The 17,786-nt window shown below is 63.9% G+C and carries 16 protein-coding genes; 8 read left to right on the top strand and 8 right to left on the bottom strand.

Going from position 1 to position 17,786, the window contains the following annotated elements; all coding sequences use genetic code 11:
* Positions 1-261 precede the first annotated feature (261 nt).
* Both GCN75_RS13595 and GCN75_RS13590 read right to left on the bottom strand, forming a co-directional pair.
* Positions 262-678 carry an SRPBCC family protein gene (locus tag GCN75_RS13595; RefSeq protein ID WP_152282990.1) on the bottom strand — a complete coding sequence of 139 codons (417 nt, stop codon included), beginning with the start codon at positions 676-678 and terminating at the stop codon, positions 262-264.
* A 25-nt stretch (positions 679-703) separates the two neighbouring features.
* Positions 704-1,720, bottom strand: a complete 1,017-nt coding sequence (locus tag GCN75_RS13590; protein ID WP_152282989.1) for an aldo/keto reductase — start codon at positions 1,718-1,720, stop codon at positions 704-706.
* A gap of 102 nt (positions 1,721-1,822) precedes the next feature.
* Between GCN75_RS13590 and GCN75_RS13585 the strand changes: the two genes are divergently transcribed.
* A complete protein-coding gene (locus GCN75_RS13585; protein ID WP_152282988.1) occupies positions 1,823-2,725 on the top strand; it encodes a LysR family transcriptional regulator in 903 nt (300 codons plus the stop codon).
* Here GCN75_RS13585 and GCN75_RS13580 read toward each other — a convergent pair.
* The 3 genes from GCN75_RS13580 to GCN75_RS13570 form a co-directional block, all read right to left on the bottom strand.
* On the bottom strand, positions 2,722-3,195 hold the full coding sequence (locus tag GCN75_RS13580) for a DUF6328 family protein (RefSeq protein ID WP_152282987.1): 474 nt from the start codon (positions 3,193-3,195) through the stop codon (positions 2,722-2,724). The two genes, GCN75_RS13585 and GCN75_RS13580, sit on opposite strands and share 4 nt — an antisense overlap.
* A 74-nt stretch (positions 3,196-3,269) precedes the next feature.
* Positions 3,270-3,986, bottom strand: coding sequence for a hypothetical protein (locus GCN75_RS13575; protein ID WP_152282986.1), 717 nt, complete (start codon positions 3,984-3,986; stop codon positions 3,270-3,272).
* A gap of 109 nt (positions 3,987-4,095) precedes the next feature.
* Positions 4,096-4,308, bottom strand: coding sequence for a hypothetical protein (locus tag GCN75_RS13570; RefSeq protein ID WP_034751103.1), 213 nt, complete (start codon positions 4,306-4,308; stop codon positions 4,096-4,098).
* A gap of 293 nt (positions 4,309-4,601) precedes the next feature.
* Here GCN75_RS13570 and GCN75_RS13565 point away from each other — a divergent pair, with 293 nt between their 5' ends.
* Positions 4,602-4,988, top strand: coding sequence for a YidB family protein (locus tag GCN75_RS13565; RefSeq protein ID WP_374197296.1), 387 nt, complete (start codon positions 4,602-4,604; stop codon positions 4,986-4,988).
* 189 nt (positions 4,989-5,177) lie between these two features.
* Here the strand turns inward: GCN75_RS13565 and GCN75_RS13560 are convergent, their stop codons facing one another.
* Complete coding sequence (locus GCN75_RS13560; protein ID WP_226941375.1) at positions 5,178-6,203, bottom strand: LacI family DNA-binding transcriptional regulator; 1,026 nt, start codon at positions 6,201-6,203, stop codon at positions 5,178-5,180.
* A gap of 250 nt (positions 6,204-6,453) precedes the next feature.
* Positions 6,454-8,535 (bottom strand): Ig-like domain-containing protein, encoded by a 2,082-nt coding sequence (locus GCN75_RS13555; RefSeq protein WP_152282984.1) that lies wholly within the window; start codon positions 8,533-8,535, stop codon positions 6,454-6,456.
* A 176-nt stretch (positions 8,536-8,711) separates the two neighbouring features.
* Between GCN75_RS13555 and GCN75_RS13550 the strand changes: the two genes are divergently transcribed.
* From GCN75_RS13550 to GCN75_RS13530, 5 genes are all read left to right on the top strand, one after another.
* Complete coding sequence (locus GCN75_RS13550; RefSeq protein ID WP_152282983.1) at positions 8,712-9,962, top strand: Hsp70 family protein; 1,251 nt, start codon at positions 8,712-8,714, stop codon at positions 9,960-9,962.
* Positions 9,963-10,048: 86 nt separating this feature from the next.
* Positions 10,049-10,678 carry a 3'-5' exonuclease gene (locus tag GCN75_RS13545; protein WP_193317503.1) on the top strand — a complete coding sequence of 210 codons (630 nt, stop codon included), beginning with the start codon at positions 10,049-10,051 and terminating at the stop codon, positions 10,676-10,678.
* Positions 10,679-10,895: 217 nt separating this feature from the next.
* Positions 10,896-12,284 (top strand): tetratricopeptide repeat protein, encoded by a 1,389-nt coding sequence (locus GCN75_RS13540; protein WP_152282982.1) that lies wholly within the window; start codon positions 10,896-10,898, stop codon positions 12,282-12,284.
* A 166-nt stretch (positions 12,285-12,450) separates the two neighbouring features.
* Positions 12,451-12,927 carry a DUF4262 domain-containing protein gene (locus GCN75_RS13535; RefSeq protein ID WP_152282981.1) on the top strand — a complete coding sequence of 159 codons (477 nt, stop codon included), beginning with the start codon at positions 12,451-12,453 and terminating at the stop codon, positions 12,925-12,927.
* A gap of 8 nt (positions 12,928-12,935) precedes the next feature.
* On the top strand, positions 12,936-13,352 hold the full coding sequence (locus GCN75_RS13530; protein WP_152282980.1) for a DUF6386 family protein: 417 nt from the start codon (positions 12,936-12,938) through the stop codon (positions 13,350-13,352).
* 45 nt (positions 13,353-13,397) lie between these two features.
* On the opposite strand, the gene GCN75_RS13525 is transcribed toward GCN75_RS13530, so the two are convergent.
* Complete coding sequence (locus GCN75_RS13525) at positions 13,398-15,185, bottom strand: GGDEF domain-containing protein (RefSeq protein WP_152283007.1); 1,788 nt, start codon at positions 15,183-15,185, stop codon at positions 13,398-13,400.
* Positions 15,186-15,599: 414 nt separating this feature from the next.
* Between GCN75_RS13525 and GCN75_RS13520 the strand changes: the two genes are divergently transcribed.
* Positions 15,600-17,783, top strand: coding sequence for a prolyl oligopeptidase family serine peptidase (locus GCN75_RS13520; protein WP_193317502.1), 2,184 nt, complete (start codon positions 15,600-15,602; stop codon positions 17,781-17,783).
* Positions 17,784-17,786 lie beyond the last annotated feature (3 nt).

The following is a 17,786-nucleotide window of genomic DNA, read 5'->3' as shown; positions in this document are numbered from 1 at the left end:
GAAGTGAAGAAAGGCAAGGAGCAGGAAACCGCCCGGCATTTCGGGCTAGAAGAGCTGCCCACAGACAATATTGTAAAAGATTCGGGCAAGTTCTGCCGGCGGCCGGCCAAAATATGCTGCACTGCACACGCTATCGCTCGCTCTTGTTGTTAACGATAACACGGAAAGCGGAGGATTCCGCCACAGAGGCAATGAAGAAAATCTGTCTGTGGCGAAATTGCTGCTTAGTGATTGATGACGTACTTATTAATTACGTACTTATTACTTGCTTAAGGTTTGTTGCAGCGCTTCCAGGCCCGCCACATAAATGCCGTGGAATAAGTCCGTCACTTCCCGTTCGCTCACGCCCATGGGCGTGAAGCGGCCCGACCAGGTGACCCGCGCGCCGTCGCTGCCGGCGAGTGCTTCCACTTGCAGGGTGGACAGGTAATCCGTGGCGGGAAACGGCGCTTGCAGGATGGAGTAGCTGTAGCTGCGCGCCGTGTTGTCGTACGCTTCCAGTTGCTCGACGATGACTTCGCCGGCCGGGTTGGCCAGGTGGCGGATGCGGCCCCCTTCGCTTAAAGTGCTGCTTGGAATGTAGGGTAGCCAGTCGGGCAGGGAATTGAAGCCGCCGATCAGTTGCCACACTTGCGCCGGCGTGGCGGCGATGTCGATCGAGGTGGTGGTGTGTGCCATAGGTATTCCTTATCTATCAGTTCTATCAGTTGGTGCCGGTTGGCAGCGGGGCGAACGGCGACACCAGTTGCTCGGCGCGCATGTCTTGCCAGAATGCGGCGGGGATGACGGCGTGTAATGCCTGCTGGTCTTCTGCCAGGCGTTCCGGACGGCTGGCGCCGGGGATCACGGCGGCGACGGCGGGATTGGCCAGCGAAAATTGCAGGGCGGCCGCTTTCACGCTGACGCCGTGGCGCGCGGCGATGGCCTTGATGCGTTCTACTTTGGCAATGATCTCGGGCGAGGCTTTCTGGTATTCGAAGTGCGCGCCGCCGGCCAGGATGCCCGAGCTGTAGGGGCCGCCCACGACGATGTCGACGTTTTGGGCTGCTGCGGCCGGCATCAGCCGTTGCAGCGCACGCTCATGGTCGAGCAGGGTGTAGCGGCCGGCCAGCAGGAAAGCGTCGGGCTGGGCTTCGGCCAGGTCCAGGGTCAGTTCCAGCGGTTCCACCTTGTTCACGCCCACGCCCCAGGCCTTGATCACGCCTTCTTCGCGCAAGCGGGTCAGCACGCGGAAGGCGCCCGTGCGGGCAATCTCGAATTGCGCCAGCCAGTTGTCGCCGTGGAAATCCTGGGCGATGTCGTGGACCCAGACGATGTCGAGGTGATCCGTGTCCAGGCGTTTCAGGCTGTCTTCGATCGAGCGCAGGGTGGCGTCCGCCGAGTAGTCATCGACGATCTTGTTCTTGCGACCAAATTCGAACAATCCCCCTTTTTCGCCCAGTTCGCGGGCAGCGGGGTCTTCCAGCTCGTCGAGGATCAGACGGCCCACCTTGGTGCTCAGCACGTATTCGTCGCGGCGGCGCTGTTTCAGGGCGGCGCCCAGGCGCAGCTCGGCCAGGCCGGCGCCGTAGAACGGGGCCGTATCGAAGTAGCGGATGCCCGATTCCCAGGCCGCGTCGACGGTGGCCAGCGCTTCAGCTTCCGGAATGTTGCGGAACATATTGCCCAGCGGCGCCGTGCCGAAACCCAGTTTGCCTGTCAGTAAGTGTTTGATCGTCATGGTGTTTTCCTTCAATGAGTGAGTCAGTGCAGACAGAATAGCTGGACAAGTTAAGCCTGTCCAAGACATAATTGGCGCAACTTGAGTCCCGAAAGGTCTGATATGCTGGACATACGCCAATTGCAATACTTCATCGCCGTCGCCGAGGAAGAACATGTGGGACGGGCCGCCGAGCGCCTGCATATTTCCCAGTCGCCGCTGAGCCGCCAAATCGCCCAGCTCGAAGACAAGCTGGGCCTGACCCTGTTCGAGCGCAGCGCCCAGCGCATCCGCCTCACGCGCGATGGCCATACCTTCCTGGCCGAAGCGCGCGCCTTCATTACCCACGGCAACCGCCTGGAAGCGCTGGCCAGGCGCCTGGGACGCGGCGATGAAGGGGGGCTATGCATAGGCTACATCGAAAACGCCATGCATGCGGGCGTGCTGCCGGACGGCTTGCGCGCCTTGCGCGCCACGCGGCCGCAGGTGCACGTGGCCTTGTACAACCTGCATTCGGCAGAGCAGATCGAAGGCTTGCGCCAGCGCAGCCTCGACATCGCGCTGCTGTGCGAACCGCCGCTGCCGAACGACCCCGATCTCGATTGCGCGCAAGTGCTGAGCGACCCCATGCTGCTGGCCTTGCCGGAAACGCATCCGCTGGCGGCCAAGGCCCAGCTGACCCCGGCCGACCTGGCGGGCCAGGAGTGGATCGCCGTGCTGCACAAGGAAAGCGTGCTGAAACACGATAACTTCATCGCTGCCTGCGCGCGCGCCGGTTTTACGCCCGATATCCGCATGGAAGCCACGGAGCCGCTGACGGCGCTGGGCCTGGTGGCGGCCGGTCTCGGCATGGCGATGATCCAGCACAGCCTGCGCCAGCACGCGCCGGCCGGCGTGGTCGTGCGCGAATTGCCGTGGTTTAGCTACCGCACGCCCTTGTGGCTGGCCTGGCACAAGGTGAATTTGCGGCCGCTGGTGGGGATTTTCCGCGCAACCTTGCTGGAGCAGGCGGGCGTGGCCGCTTAAATCCGCTTGCCGTGTTTCAGGTACAGGGGCAGCCACCACCACATGCAGACGATGAGCGTGCCCATCAGCGCGCAGGCGACGATGCCGGCGACGTGGCCGAAGACTTCCGACATCACCAGATTGGTGCCCAGGATGAATGCCAGCGCCAGCGACAGGGCGCCCGTCATCATGATGCGGTCGGCCACGCGCTTGAAACGCTCGCGGTCTTTCAGGGGGCGCATCACGCGGTGCTGGATGGCAGGCGCGCTGAGCAGCACCAGGCTGGTCATGGACAGGAAAAACGTCAGCAGGAAGACGATTTTTTCCGCCTGCACGATCTTCGCAAAGCCGCCGTTGAAGGGCAGGATGATGAGGAAGGGCGTGAGCATCTGCGCGCCTGGCAGCAGGATGCGCAATTCGCTGAGCAGGTCGGACAAATCGCCTTCCTCGCCTGGCTGATTATTGTCGTCATGTGGCGGGGTGTGCGGCATGGCGCGATTCCTGTTGGTGGCGATGGCCCCAGTCTACGCGCAAGGGGCAAGGCCGACTGTGGGCGGGCGCACCTTCAGAAGCATTGCGTGATGCGCTGGGGCAAGTCGCGCAAGCGCCACAGGGGCGTCGAGACAATGGCCGTGGCACTGTGCGAGGCGTCATGGCCGCAATGGCCGCAGCTGTGGCGGCGGTGCGGCGCCAGCGCGAAGCTGCCCAGGTCCAGGTGCGGGTGGCCGCAGCGGGCGCAGTCGCTGCAACCTAGGGGCGTACCCGCCTGCAGCGCGGCGGCGAAGGCCTGCGCGGCGGGCGGCGTGACGTTCAACTGCACGACGTCGGGCGGGAACAGGCCGGGCAGGGCGCGGCAGTCGATGGCCAGGGCCGGCAGATCGCGGCTGAACAGGGCGCCGCCATCGTCGGCCCGGGCGCGCAGTTGCAGCAGGCCATCTGTGCCCAGGCGCAAGGTGGCGGCGTGGAACTGCATGGGGTCGAACAGTTCCGGATACAGCAGATAGCCCATGGGGCTGGCGTGCAGGCGGCAGCGCATCGGCTGTCCTGCCTGCTGGTCGGCCAGGTCGGCCTGCGTGCCCCAGTAGCACTGGTGCGTGCGGCACCAGTGGCGCACCGCGCCATTGCGAAACTTTCCTGCTGGCAGCAGATCGCACAGCACGATGGCATCCACGCCCCTGCCGACCCGAAAGTGGCCCGTGATGTGGGACGTGGTGACGGCAAGGTGGCCCGTGCTCGCGTGCAGGGGCCAGCAGATGCCGGGCAGGGTCAGCGGCGTGGCCAATGGCGCCTCCGCGTGACTAGCGGCTTGCCAGCCGCTAGCTGCCTGGAATGAAAAAACCCGCCTACTGGGGCGGGCTGTGCTGGCGGGCTTGCCAGGGGCATGGCCCGGTCTATTCTTCCGTATCGGCCAGGGTGACGATGGCGCGGGCCCACTTCGAGTATTTCAGATTCGCCAGGTCGCGCACGGTCTTGATATTGAATGCCTGCTTGAGCAGTTCCGCATCCTTCTCGCTCACGCCTTGCAGGGCGTCGACGGGCGCATCAGCGATTTCCTTGAACGTCTTTTTTTCGTAAGCCTTGTCTACCGCTTTATTGATGTTCATGTGTTGATACTCCTCAGTAAGTAGGAAAATTTATTCTACACGTTTTTGCGAACCGTCAATTTACGCTTGCATGTTGTGCCGAACTAAATATGATGGAGGTGGGCGGCTCTACAGTGAGCCTGTCCGTGCGTTCGTCTCGAGATTGCAATTATGGCATTGTTATTATTCATAGTATAATGATTTCCGTGGCGGAGAACGGTCTGCGCCATGCCGCACGCCGCAGTCATGCGGCACTAATCGATAGCGTTCAGGAGAATACGATGAGTTTGCTAGATCAACTTGCAGGACAGGCGATGAGCGCTTTGGGCAACAAGGGCGCGGATGGGGAAGCGCCGTCGGGATTGATGGCCAGTGTGATGGACCTGGTCAACCAGCATGGCGGCTTGCCTGGCCTGCTGCAGAAATTCCAGGAAAGCGGCCTGGGCGACCAGGTGGCCAGCTGGATCGGCACCGGCGCCAATGCGCCCGTCTCCGGCGAACAGATCAAGGATGCGCTGGGCGCCGACACGATCACCCAGATCGCGGAAAAAGCGGGCGTCGCGCCGGACGCGGCCTCGGGCGGCTTGGCAGCCTTGCTGCCCCAGCTGATCGACAAGCTGACGCCGAACGGTCAAGTACCAGAGGGCAATGACCTCGTCAGCCAGGGCTTGAATATGCTCAAGGGCAAAATCTTCGGTTGATACAGCCGATGCGGCAACAGAAAACCTCGCAGCGATGCGAGGTTTTTTTGTTGCGCGGGATTTTTGTGTTTTGTCTGAGAGGAAGGAACGCCTGAAAAATGCCCAGAGCCAGGCGCGCGCCCCCCGAAGGCAGTACGCGAGTACGGCGAAGGACCAGAGTAACCCCGGCAACAACGCCGCAGGCGTTGTTCAGGCGGCAGCCATCATGCCGAAGTGGGGAGGTGCGCCGGTCAGCCGCGCCGTGCTGCCCTCCACCAGATACGAGCAATAGCGCCTGCGCTCGGCAATGCCGCCGCGCCGCTCCATCAGTTCGTCCAGCATGGCGACGGCGTCGGTGGCCATCTTTTGCACGGGCTGGCGCAGGGTGGTGATGTCATAGCTGAGCCAGCCGGACGCTTCCAGCGCATCGAAGCCGGCCACGGACATCTGCAGCGGCACCTGGATGCCCATCTGGTGGCGCGCCGTGTCCAGGCAGCCGATGGCCATGATGTCGTTGCCGCAAATGACGGCGTCCGGCACGCGGCCTAGGCGGTCGATGACCTTGCGCAAGCCCCGTCCGCCGCTGGCGTAATCGTAGTTGCCGCTGACAACGATGGGCGCGGGCAAGCCCAGGCTCAGCAAGCGGTCCAGCATGCCGGTTTTGCGTTCCTGCGCGACGGCCGAGTCGCCGGGGCCGTCGATGATGGCAAACTGGCGGTGGCCCGCTTCGGCCAGGCGCGACACGAGCAGGCGCGCCGCTTCGGCCTGGTCGCACAGCACGGCATGCACGGCGTGTTCGCGGGGACTGCGATTGAACAGCACCAGCGGCACGTCGCGCCGGCCGAACTCGGCCATCTGCTCGTCCGACAGGCAGGCGGCCACGACGGCGCCATCGACCTGGTATTGCCACACATCGCTCAAGACCTTGCCGATGTCCGCTTCGCGCTCCAGGGTAAACAGCAGCAGGCGCTTGCCCAGGCGGGCGATTTGCTGGCTCAGGTCGGACAGCACTTGCGGATAGTACAGATTGGCCAGGTTGGAAATGATGACGGCCACCAGGTTCGAGCGCCGCGTGATCAGGCTGCGCGCGGCCGCGTTGGGGATGTAATCGAGGGTGATGGCCGCCTGCATGACCTTGGCATGGGTGGCGGGCGAGATGCTGGCGCCCGGCTTGAAGCAGCGCGATACGGCCGATTGCGACACGCCGGCCAGCAGGGCCACGTCATATGAGGTCACGCGCCGTCCGGCGCCGGGGATGGCGCGGGTGGCGGTGCTGGGTGTCCGGGCTACAGTATTCTTTTTTCGCATATTGGTCTGGCAAGCAACCTGTCTCAAAGTATTCCTGCAGGCCCGGCCGCTTGTGGCGGCCTGGGCGGGCAGAATGAGCATAGCGTAAAAGATTGCTGCATGGCAAGACTGCATGCTTATTCACGCTTATTGTTCATGTTGCAAAATAGGACTGAATGGCAAGTGGTAGGCTTGCTCCTCAATCGGCGCTGTCGCAGGGGCCGCTGCCATAGGGGCTGGTGCGTCCCGGCGGGGCCACGCGGCGTGCGCTGAAATCGCTGGCCAGCGCGGGCAAGGGCAGTTCCGCCGTGGCGCTCGCTTCCGTGCCGCTGACCGTGCCGCGGACAGTCAGGGCCACGTGTACCCAGGTCGCATAATTGCGGGGATAGCTGACGGTGACGGTGGCCATGCCCAGCGCGTCGCTCAGGCCGCTGGCGCTGACGGTCAGGGGAATGCCCGGGTCGAGCACGCCATTGCCGTTGCGGTCGTAGGCGGCGTCGTAGATGCCGTTGCGCAAGACGTCTTCGTTGGCGCAGCTGTAGTGGGGCAGGGCCAGGCGCCAGACGCCCGTGTCGGGGAACTCGGGCTTGTCCGCTTCCCACACGTAATATCCCTTGGCATAGCGGCTGGGCCAGGCGGCAGCCGTGACGGCGACGCCGGGCACGGCATTGCCGGCGCTGTCGGAAACGAAGACGGCGAAGTCCTTCTGCAGCACGCTGGCCGAATACTCGCGCAGCAGGCTGCCCGTGCCCAGCTTGATCGACATCGCTTGCCGCGCCACCGTCAGGCGCACGAGCGACGTGGCCGCCGCTTGCGGGGCGCCATCGATACGGGCCTGTATCAGCACGCCGTCGCGGCCGCTGTCGGCCGGGCCCGCCACGTACATGGTGCGCGCCAGGCCGTCGCTGCCCGTCGCTACCCGGCCCGTTTCCCTGCCCGACTCCCGCAGGTAGCCACCGCTGGGGTCGCTCAAGATGCTGAACAGCACGGGTGCGTTCTTGACCAGGTTGTTTGCGGGGCCATCGCGCACGACGGCGCTGATGATGCTGGCGTTCTCGGCCGATGCGCCCGTATTCGCGCGCAGCACGGCCGGTTCCGCTTGCACGGCCAGCTTGCTGGCGCTGCTCAGGGGCGCGACGAATTCCAGCCGCGTCTGCGCCGTGGGCCCGCCCGCCACGGCCGCCGTGATGGTGGCCACGCCCGCGTTGGCCGACTGCACATAGCTGCGCGGCAAGTTGCCATTGCTAAAAATCAAGCTGGAAGGCAAGGCCTGGCTGCAGGCACTGTCCGCAAACAGGCTGCCGCGCGAAGTGGACAGGCTGGCGCTGCCCGTCTGCGCCACGCCCGCCTTGTCGTAGCGCACATCGATGGCCTGGCAAGCCAGGGTAGCGATCTCGGGCAGCACGTCCGCGCCGCCGGCGTCCTGGCCCACGGCCGGAGTCAGGCGCAGCTCGCTGCCGGCCACGGCATACGCCTGCGTGGCGGCGGCGCCCAGCGTGCTGACGGACACGGCGTCCTTGCCCAGGCTGCCGGCCGTCAGGCGCAGCACCAGCTGGCCTTGCGCATTGCTGAGCGCCGCGCCGCCATCCCTGACGCGCACGCCGTTGCCGGCGCCCGTGCTGTAGGCGATGGCGGCGCCGGCCACGGGCTTGCGCGCCGAGTCGCGCACGGTGACGGTAAGGTCGGCGCCCTGGCCCAGCATCAGCGCCGCCGGTCCCTGCAGTTCCACCGTGCTGCCCGTGACGGCAACCGTGCCCTTGCCGCTGCGCGTGCCCACGCTGGCCGTGACGGTGATGCTGCGGTTGCCGTTGGCGCCGCCCGTGCCCAGCAGGGCGCGCGCCTGGCCGTTCTTGTCCGTCACGGCATCGACGCTGCCGAGGATGCCGGAATCGGCTGCAAAGGAAATCTTTGCGTTTGGCAAGGCCAGGTTGGCGCCATCCTTGACGAGGGCCGTGACGGCCACTTCGCTTCCGGCCAGGCCCGCCGAAGGCAGTTCCGTGCTGGAAAAGACCAGGTTGACGGCGCTGGCCAGGCTGGCCGGTTCGGGCGGCGTCACGGGCGGTGTCACGGGCGGGGTGACGGGCGGGGTGACGGGCGGTTTCGCGGGCGGCACGACGGGTGGCGGCGGGCTGCCGCCGCAGCCTGTCGTGCCGTGCAGCGAGCAGCCGGCGCCGGCCTGGGTATCTGCCGAACCCCCGCCGCAGCCGGCCAGGGAGACGAGGAGGGCCGCCAGCAAGGCGGCGGACAGGGCGCGCGGGCGGCGCAGGGGAGCGTGGGGCACGTTGGGTCTCCGGGAGCTTGCCGAGGTGCTCGGCGTTACTCCCAAGAGTAGCTTTTGCGCGCCAGCGGTACTTGATGCAAAGCAAGCTTGTGATGTTGACCGTAGCGAATGGTTTTTCTGGTGCAAAGGCCTGCCTTCTGATAACATAACGCCCCTTTATTCAGGGAAGGGTCGACATGGCCAATGCTTGCGGCGTCGATTTCGGCACGTCAAATTCCACGGTAGGCTGGGCACGTCCCGGGCAGAGCACCATGCTCGGCCTGGAAGATGGCAAGACGACCTTACCGTCCGTTGTCTTCTTCAATGCGGAAGACGAGGAAGTCAGTTTTGGCCGCGCGGCGCTGGCCGGCTATCTGGCCGGCTACGAGGGGCGTTTGATGCGCTCGCTGAAAAGCCTGCTGGGCACGAGCCTCATCGATGGCCAGACGGAAGTGGGCGGCCGCGCGCTGCCGTTCCGCATGTTGCTGGCACAATTCATTGGCGAAGTGAAACGCCGCGCCGAGCAATCCGCGGGCCGCGAATTCTCGTCCGCCGTGTTTGGCCGTCCCGTCTTCTTTATCGACGACAATGCGCAGGCCGACCAGCTGGCGCAGGACACCTTGGCCGAAGTGGCCCGTTTCGTCGGCTTCAAGGACGTGGCCTTCCAGTTCGAACCGATCGCCGCCGCATTCGACTACGAGTCGCAGATCGACAAGGAAGAGCTGGTGCTGATCGCCGACATCGGCGGCGGCACGTCCGACTTTTCGCTGGTGCGCCTGTCGCCCGAACGGGCGAAAAAGACGGAACGGCGCGACGATATCCTCGCCACCGGCGGCGTGCACATCGGCGGCACGGACTTCGATAAATACCTGAGCCTGTCTTCCGTCATGCCCTTGCTGGGCTACGGCAGCCGCCTGCATAACAATAGCGAAGTGCCGTCCAGCTATTATTTCAACCTGGCGACCTGGCACACGATCAACCTGGCGTACACGAAGAAGATCTGGGTGCAGCTGGCCGACGTGTGCCGCGATGCGCGCGAACAGGACAAGATGGGGCGCCTGCAAAAGCTGATCGACGAGCGCGCCGGCCACTGGCTGGCCATGAAAGTGGAAGAAGGCAAGATTGCCCTGTCCGACGCGGCCGAAGTGCAGCTGGAGTTGGACCGCTTGTCGCCCGCGCAAAGCCTGTTGCTCAAACGCACGCAGTTCGATGAGGCCATCGGCCACCTGTGCGGTTCCGTGGAAGAAACCGTGCTGCGCCTGCTGCGCGACGCGGGCGTGGCGCCGGAAGCCGTCGACACTGTGTTCTTCACGGGCGGTTCCAGCGGCGTGCGCTTGCTGCGCGAAAAGATCGCCGCGCTGGTGCCGGCCGCGCGCAAGGTCGAAGGCGATCTGTTCGGCAGTATCGGTGCGGGCCTGGCGCTGGACGCCGTACGCAAGTTCGGCTGATAGAATGTGTGCAGGGCGGCGTTGCCGCGCCTTGCCTTACGCATTTTGTCCATCCCTCCATCTTTGCACCCACGAAAGAACGCCTCATGCATGTGTTTGACAAACCGATCGTCATGATCGACTTCGAGACGACCGGTTTATCTCCCGACATGGGCGACCGCATCACGGAAGTGGCGGCGCTGCGCATCGAGGGCGGGCAGATCACGGACCGCTATGTGACCCTGATCAACTGCAATGCGCGCATCCCCTCGTTCATCACGGGCTTGACGGGCATTACGCAGGCCATGGTGGACAAGGCGCCGCCCGTGGCCGAGGTGGTGCCGCAGTTGCTGGACTTCATCGGCAGCGATGCCTTGTCGGCGCACAATGCCAGTTTCGACGAGAAATTCCTGCGCGCGGAAAGCGCCAGGCTGAACCTGACACCCGCGCACCAGTCGCTCGTGTGCTCCTTGAAATTGTCGCGCCGCGTGTTTCCCGGCATGGCCAGCTACAAGCTGGGCTTGCTGTCCAGCCAGCTGGGCATCGCCTTCAAGAGCGCTGCCCACAGGGCCGAGTCCGATGCGGAAGTGGCGGCGCAAGTGCTGATCCATATCGGCCGCCACCTGCGCAGCAGCTATGGCATCGCCGATGTCGACGCGGACCTGCTCGTGTCGCTGAACAAGCTGGCCGCCGCCAAGGTGCCGCAATTCCTGCAAAAGCATCCGGCGCGCCGCTAGGCGCCCGCCATTTCTTGCCGCGCGTCCATGCTGGCGCGCCATGCTCCCCGCGCATGAAAGCGGGCTCATCAAAACGATATAATTTTGTTATTCCATTTGAGCCTGCTCAAGTCCTTCCCCCGCATCGAATTTAAAATTTAAGCAACACACGATTTCGCCGCCCTGGGCCGCCGTTTTGCGCGTGCTGCCGGCAAGCGCAATGTGGATGGGGGCGCACATGGACAAGCACCATACTGCCAGAGATAGCCACCAGGCGTATATCTGGTTCCGCACGGCTGCCGAGCAGGGCAATGCCTATGCCCAGTTCAATCTGGGATTGATGTACAAGAAGGGCGAAGGCGTGGCGCAGGACGATGCGCGCGCCTTTGTCTGGCTACGCCTGGCTGCGCTGCAAGGGCTGGCGTTCGCGCAGAACCACCTGGGCGCGCTGTATTACCATGGCCGGGGCGTGGCGCAGAGCGACGAGGACGCCGTGCTGTGGTTCCGCCGCGCCGCCGCGCAGGGCGATGCCTCGGCCCAGCAGAACCTGGGGCAGATGTACCGCAAGGGGCGGGGCGTGCTGCAGAGCGACGAACTGGCCCTGGCGTGGTTTTACCGCGCATCGGAACAGGGCGTGGCCAGCGCGCAATCCTTGCTGGGCGAAGCGTATGCCCAGGGGCTGGGTGCGAAAAAGAACGATGCGCTGGCCCTGGCCTGGTTCCGCAAGGCAGCCTTGCAGGGCGATGCACAGGCGCAGCTGAACCTGGGGCTTGTCTACAAGCGGGGCCAGGGCGTCGTGCAGAGCGATGCGCAGGCGCTTGCCTGGTTCCGCCAGGCTGCGGCCCAGGGCCTGGCCGTGGCGCAGCGGCAACTGGGCGTGGCCTATGCGGAAGGCCTGGGCGTGGCGCCCGACCAGCTGCGCGCCTACGCCTGGCTGCAGCGTGCGGCCGAACAGGACGACGCCGACGCCCAGTTCAACCTGGGCCTGATGCTGGCGCGTGGCCAGGGCGTGGACAAGGACGAGGCGCGCGCCGTCGCCTGGTACCGGCGCGCCGCCCTGCAGGGCCATTGCATGGCGCAATACAACCTGGGCGGCATGTTTGCGGGCGGACGGGGCGTCGCCCGCGACTTGCGCCAGGCGCTGGACTGGTATGCCAGGGCGGCCGCCCAGGGCGCGTCGAATGCGCAGTTCAACCTGGGCGTAATGTATGCGAATGGCCATGGCGTGGAGCGCGACGAAGTGTGCGCCGTGCGCTGGTACCGCACGGCCGCCGAGCAGGGCGATGCCAGCGCGCAAAACAACCTGGGCGTCATGTACGCGAACGGCCATGGCGTGCAGCAGGACGACGGCCTGGCCGTGCAATGGTATGCGCGCGCGGCCGGCCAGGGCCATGCGCTGGCGCAGTACAACCTGGGCGGCATGTACAACAGCGGGCGCGGCGTGGAAAAGGATCCCGTCTGCGGCTATATGTGGCTGGCGCTGGCGGCCGAGGGCGGCGATAGCGGGGCGGCCAAGGCCAGGGAAGCGGCGGGTGCCCGGCTGGAGCCGGCACAGCTGGAGGAGGCGCAGCAGCGCATGCGCCAATGGCATCAGGTGCGTTCCCCGCCGCTGCCGCCGCGCGACTGAACCGGTGGCGCCGTGCGCGCATGGGCGGGCGCCGCATGCGATAATTGCCAGCAGGCATGTCGCGCCGCAACGAGGCCATGCGTGTACTACGCGTGCACAACGCGTGTAGTGCGCGTGTACAAGGCCTGCAGGCGGCGCGGGTTATTGGTAGAGTGAAAGGTGGAACATGGTAAGGCAGGCAGGTGAGGATGCATCCGAGCAAAAAGTCATCGACGACATCGCCACGCATGGCTGGCATGGCGTCCATATCAGCGCCGATGAAGAAGGTCCCGGCTATGCGTTCACGATAGGCGCTTGCCACAGTTTCGGCCAGCCTGAATTCCTCATCATGGGCTTGCCGCGCGCCATGGCCCACCAGATACTCGACGTGGCGCTCGATGCCGCGCGCAGCGGCGCCATCACGGATTTCACGACCACCACGGACGTCTTGCTGCAGGGCCACCAATGCGCCTTCGTGCGCGTGCCCGTCGAGCAATACCGCAACTATGTCGGCTATGCGCGCTGGTATTACCAGGGCGATGATTTTACCGTGTACCAGATCGTCTGGCCGTCGCGCGATGGGCACTTCCCGTGGCAGGCGCAAGCCAGTGCGCAGTATGTGGATAGCCAGCCCCTGCTGGGACCGGCGCCGCTGGCGGCATGACGAGAATCGTGACCGGCACGGCAACCCTGTGCGTGTTCGATCCTGCGCTGGTGCGCCACAAACTGGAAGACGACTGCGACTGGTGGAGTATTCCCAGCGCGGAACTGGCGGCCGTGAATGGCGGCCAGGTGGCGTTTTTCAACGTGGGCGGCGACGGCGCGTATGACCTGGTAGTGCACGATGAGCTTGCCGAACCGCATGTGAGCGTGCATCTGGCTATCGCCTCTGGTCGCGTCTTCATCGGCGCGGGGGAAGACGTCACGGGAGGGGGCCTGGAACCGGACACGGCATACGGCGGGATATTCGTCGACGTGCCAGTGGGCGGCTGCCGCGTGCAGGCGCACCGCGATGGCGCGCGCATCAGCCTGGCATTCGTGCCCGATGCGCGCAGCAGCAATACGTTTGGCGACCTCGTGCGTATTTGATCCCGCGTCGCCTGTCCCCGTCCGGCTTCCTGCTATCGACCCTGGCTAGGCATCCATGCGCGCCATGCCCGTGCCCTGGCGCCGGTCCAGGAACAGGCTGTTGCCGTGGATTTTCTTCGCCTGCTTCTTTGCTTCCGCTGCCTGCGTGGCAATCTGGTGGTGCGTGTAGTACTGGTGCGCTTCCACCTTGATCACGCCCAACGATAGGCTGATCAATGAATAAAACACTTTCTTGCCCTGCCGGTCTTCGCTGATGTAGCCGCCCCGTTCGCAGTCGCCCGTGCTGTAGTAGGCGAGGATGGCGGCCGCAAAGTCGTCCAGCATGGCCTGGCAGCGCGTTTCCCAGTCTTCGCTCTGGAACAGGATCATGAAATCGTCGCCGCCGATGTGGCCGATGAAGTCGCGGTTCGGGTCGCAATGGCCGCTGAGGATTTCTCCCGTCAGCTGGATCACGTCGTCGCCCTTGCGGTAGCCGTACACATCGTTGAAGGGCTTGAAGTGGTCGAGGTCGCAATAGCAGACCCAGAAACGGCTGCCGCTGTGCAGCAGGCGGTCGATGTGCTCGTTGATGGGCACGTTGCCGGGCAGTTGCGTGAGCGGGTTGGCGTAGCGGGCCGCATTGATCTGCATCTGCGTGATTTCGCGCATCAGGTCGTGTCCCGTGCCCATGCCCAGGTAGCGGCCGTGTTCGGTAATGATGAAGCCGTTGAACAGATGGTGGGCGCTCGATTGCACCATGGTGTAGCTGAGTTCCTGCAAGCTCGTCTCGTGGTCGGCGATCAGGGGCGTGGCATCCATGAACAGGCTGCATGATTTCTTGCCATACAGTTCGCGCTGATACGGGCGGGCGAAGTGGTCGATCATCTCAAAGCGGCTGATCAGGCCCAGCGGCACGCCGTCGTCGACGACGGGGATGATCATCAGCTTCGGTTCCTTCAGAAAAATATCGTACACCTCGTTATTGTTGAGCTGCGGCGAAACGGCGGCCACGCGGTGCAGCAGCTTGCGGATGCTGGCGCCGTTCTTTTCCAGATTGCTGCGCTGCGGATACACGGCCACGCCGTTGCGCCCCAGCGCCTGCACCACTTCGGCCGGCAAGGCGCGCGCCGGCACGGCGTTGGGCCGGCCCAGGTGGTAGCCCTGGCCGAACGCCACACCCAGGTCGCGCAAGACCAGCAGTTCCGTCTGCGCCTCGATGCCTTCGGCGATCACCAGGGTGCCCGATTTCTCGGCGATTTCCTGGATCGAGCGCACGAATTGCAGTTTCACGGGGTCATTATTGATGCCCTGGATGAAATGCATGTCGATTTTCACGTATTCGGGGCGCAGTTCCGACCACAGGCGCAGGCTGGAAAAGCCTTCGCCCAGGTCGTCGATGGCGATTTGGAAACCCATGTTACGGTAATGCAGCACTGCTTCGCGCATCAGCTCGTAATCGTAGGTGGGCTGGTTTTCCGTCAGCTCGATGATGACCCGGTCCGGATTGATGCCGATGTGTTCGATGTATTCCAGGGTTTCGCCATGGCGGGCATTGCGCAGTAATAAACATTCCGGGCTGACATTGAGGAACAGCTTGCCTGGCAGCTGCAGTTCGGCAAAGCGTTCGAGCACCACTTGCCGGCACAGGTGTTCCACTTCCAGGGTCAGGTCGTGCGCGCGCGCCACCTTGAACAGATTCATCGGCGCATGCAGGGGGCTGTCGGACGGGCCCCGTATCAAGCCTTCGTAGCCGATGATGTCGCCGCTGTGCATGTGGATGATGGGCTGGAACAGCGCACTGAGCTTGCGGCCCGCCAGGATCTCGTGCAAGGCATCCGTCCCTTCGATGGTCATGGTGGCCGATGGCGGCTTCAGGTAAGCCACATTCGATGGCGGCGCGCTGGCCGGCGCGGCAGTGGCGGAAGGGAGGGCGAGAGTGTGCATAGGCGGACGTGGCGGCACGGCCTCTGGACGGGCCATGAACATGTTGCCCATAGTAAGGAAGAATTATGACGGCTTGATGAAACGTATTTGATTTTGACAATGTTTCTTGCCTGTCCGCCAGTTTGCCGATTCTTGCCAAAAACACGATTTATCACGGCGATTCCTGTGAATTGCCCAAACAAAAGACGGCAAATCCATCAGATAACTGTGCTTTAAAAGTGGCAATCCGCGCTATGATTTCTCTTGGCGAAAGTCAATATGGGCAGCCGCGGCATGTGCGCGCGGCCTGCTTTCCTCGACATCCAACAATGAGACAAACAACCCATGCAATTACGTAGTGCAACCCTCATATTCAGCTTGCTGGCCGCTTTCGGTGGCAATGCCATGGCACAATCCTGCCCGGCCGGCGATGGCGCCTCCGTGACGTATCCGGTCAGCAAAAAAGTCGACCAGCAAGACAGCTATTTCGGCACCACCATCGCCGACCCGTACCGCTGGCTGGAAGATGCCAACAGCGCGGAAACGGGCGAATGGGTGGCGGCGCAAAACAAGCTGACGCAATCGTACCTGGGCACCATCCCCGAGCGCGCCGCGATCAAGCAGCGCCTGACCAAGCTGTGGAACTATGAGCGTTTCACTACGCCAACGAAGCAGGGCGGCCGCTACTTCTACAGCCGCAACGACGGCTTGCAGAACCAGGCCGTGCTGTACACGGTGAAAAAACTGACGGACGAGCCGCGCCTGCTGCTGGACCCGAACACCCTGTCCACCGATGGCACGGTGGCGCTGGCCGGCACCTCGATCAGCCCGAACGGCAAGTACCTGGCGTATGCCACGTCCGCTTCCGGTTCCGACTGGAACGAGTGGAAGGTGCGCGACATCGAGTCGGGCAAGGATTTGACGGACCACATCAAGTGGGCCAAGTTCTCGGGCGCCTCGTGGACCAAGGACAACACCGGTTTCTTCTACAGCCGCTATGACGCGCCGAACGAAGCAACCAAGCTGGCCGATATCAATTACTTCCAGAAATTGTACTTCCACAAGATCGGTACGCCGCAAAGCGACGACGTGCTCGTCTTCGACCGTCCCGACCAGAAGGAATGGGCGTTTGGCGGCAGCACCGTCAGCGACGACGGCAATTATCTGATCATCACGGCCACGCAAGGCACGGAACGCAAGAACCGCGTCTTCTACAAGGACTTGCGCCAGAAGAATGCCAAGGTCGTGGGCTTGCTGGAAGCGTTCGATGCGTCGTACTCGTTCATCGACAATGACGGCCCCGTGTTCTTCTTCAAGACGGACAACCAGGCGCCGAAATCGCGCGTGATCGCCATCGATACGCGCAAGCCGCTGCCCTCCGACTGGAAGGAAATCGTGCCGCAAGCGGCGGAAACCCTCGTTGCCGTCAACCTGATCAACAACCAGCTGGTGCTCGATTACTTGAAAGATGCGCAAACGCAAATCAAGATCGTCGGCCTGAACGGCAAACTGGTGCGTGAAGTGGCCTTGCCGGGCATCGGTTCGGCGGGCGGCTTTGCGGGCAAGCGCGGCGATACGGAAACGTTCTATTCGTTCACCAGCTTTACGACGCCAGCGACCATCTACCGCTACGACATGAAGTCGGGCAAGAGCAGCGTGTACCGCCAGCCGAAGGTCGATTTCGACCCGAACGCCTTTGAAACGCGCCAGCAATTCTTCACCAGCCGCGACGGCACCAAGGTGCCGATGTTCATCGTCTCGAAAAAAGGCATGAAGCTGGACGGCACGAACCCGACCTATCTGTACGGCTATGGCGGCTTCAATATTTCGCTGACGCCTAGCTTCTCCGTGGCGAATCTTGCCTGGGTGGAAATGGGCGGCGTCTACGTGATGGCCAACCTGCGCGGCGGCGGCGAGTACGGCGAAGCCTGGCACCAGGCTGGTACCAAACTGAACAAGCAAAACGTGTTCGACGACTTTATCGGCGCAGCGCAATGGCTGGTGGACAACAAGGTCACCTCGCCATCGAAGCTGGCGATCGGCGGCGGCAGCAATGGCGGCCTGCTGGTGGGCGCGGCCATGACGCAGCGTCCCGACCTGTTCGCTGCGGCGATCCCGCAGGTGGGCGTACTTGACATGTTGCGCTTCCACAAGTTCACCGTGGGCTGGGGCTGGGTGCCTGACTACGGCTCGTCGGACGATGCCGAACAGTTCAAGGCGCTGGTGAAATACTCGCCGCTGCACAACCTGAAGGCGGGCGGCTGCTATCCGGCCACCATGATCACGACGGCGGACCATGACGACCGCGTCGTGCCTGCCCACAGCTTCAAGTTCGCCGCCGCCGCCCAGGCAGCGCAAGGCGGTGCCGCACCCGTGCTGATCCGCATCGACAGCAAGGCGGGCCATGGCGCCGGCAAGCCGACGACCAAGCAGATCGAAGAAGTGGCAGACCGCTGGGGCTTCCTCAGCCGTTCGTTGAAGATGACGCCAGCGGTGCCTGCGGAAGCGGCCAAGGTAGCGGCGCAGTAAGCC

Source organism: Janthinobacterium violaceinigrum, from assembly GCF_009208555.1.
GTDB lineage: Bacteria > Pseudomonadota > Gammaproteobacteria > Burkholderiales > Burkholderiaceae_D > Janthinobacterium > Janthinobacterium violaceinigrum.
Note: the sequence above shows the minus strand (reverse complement) of the source record. Positions and strands in the feature narration are given on the sequence as shown.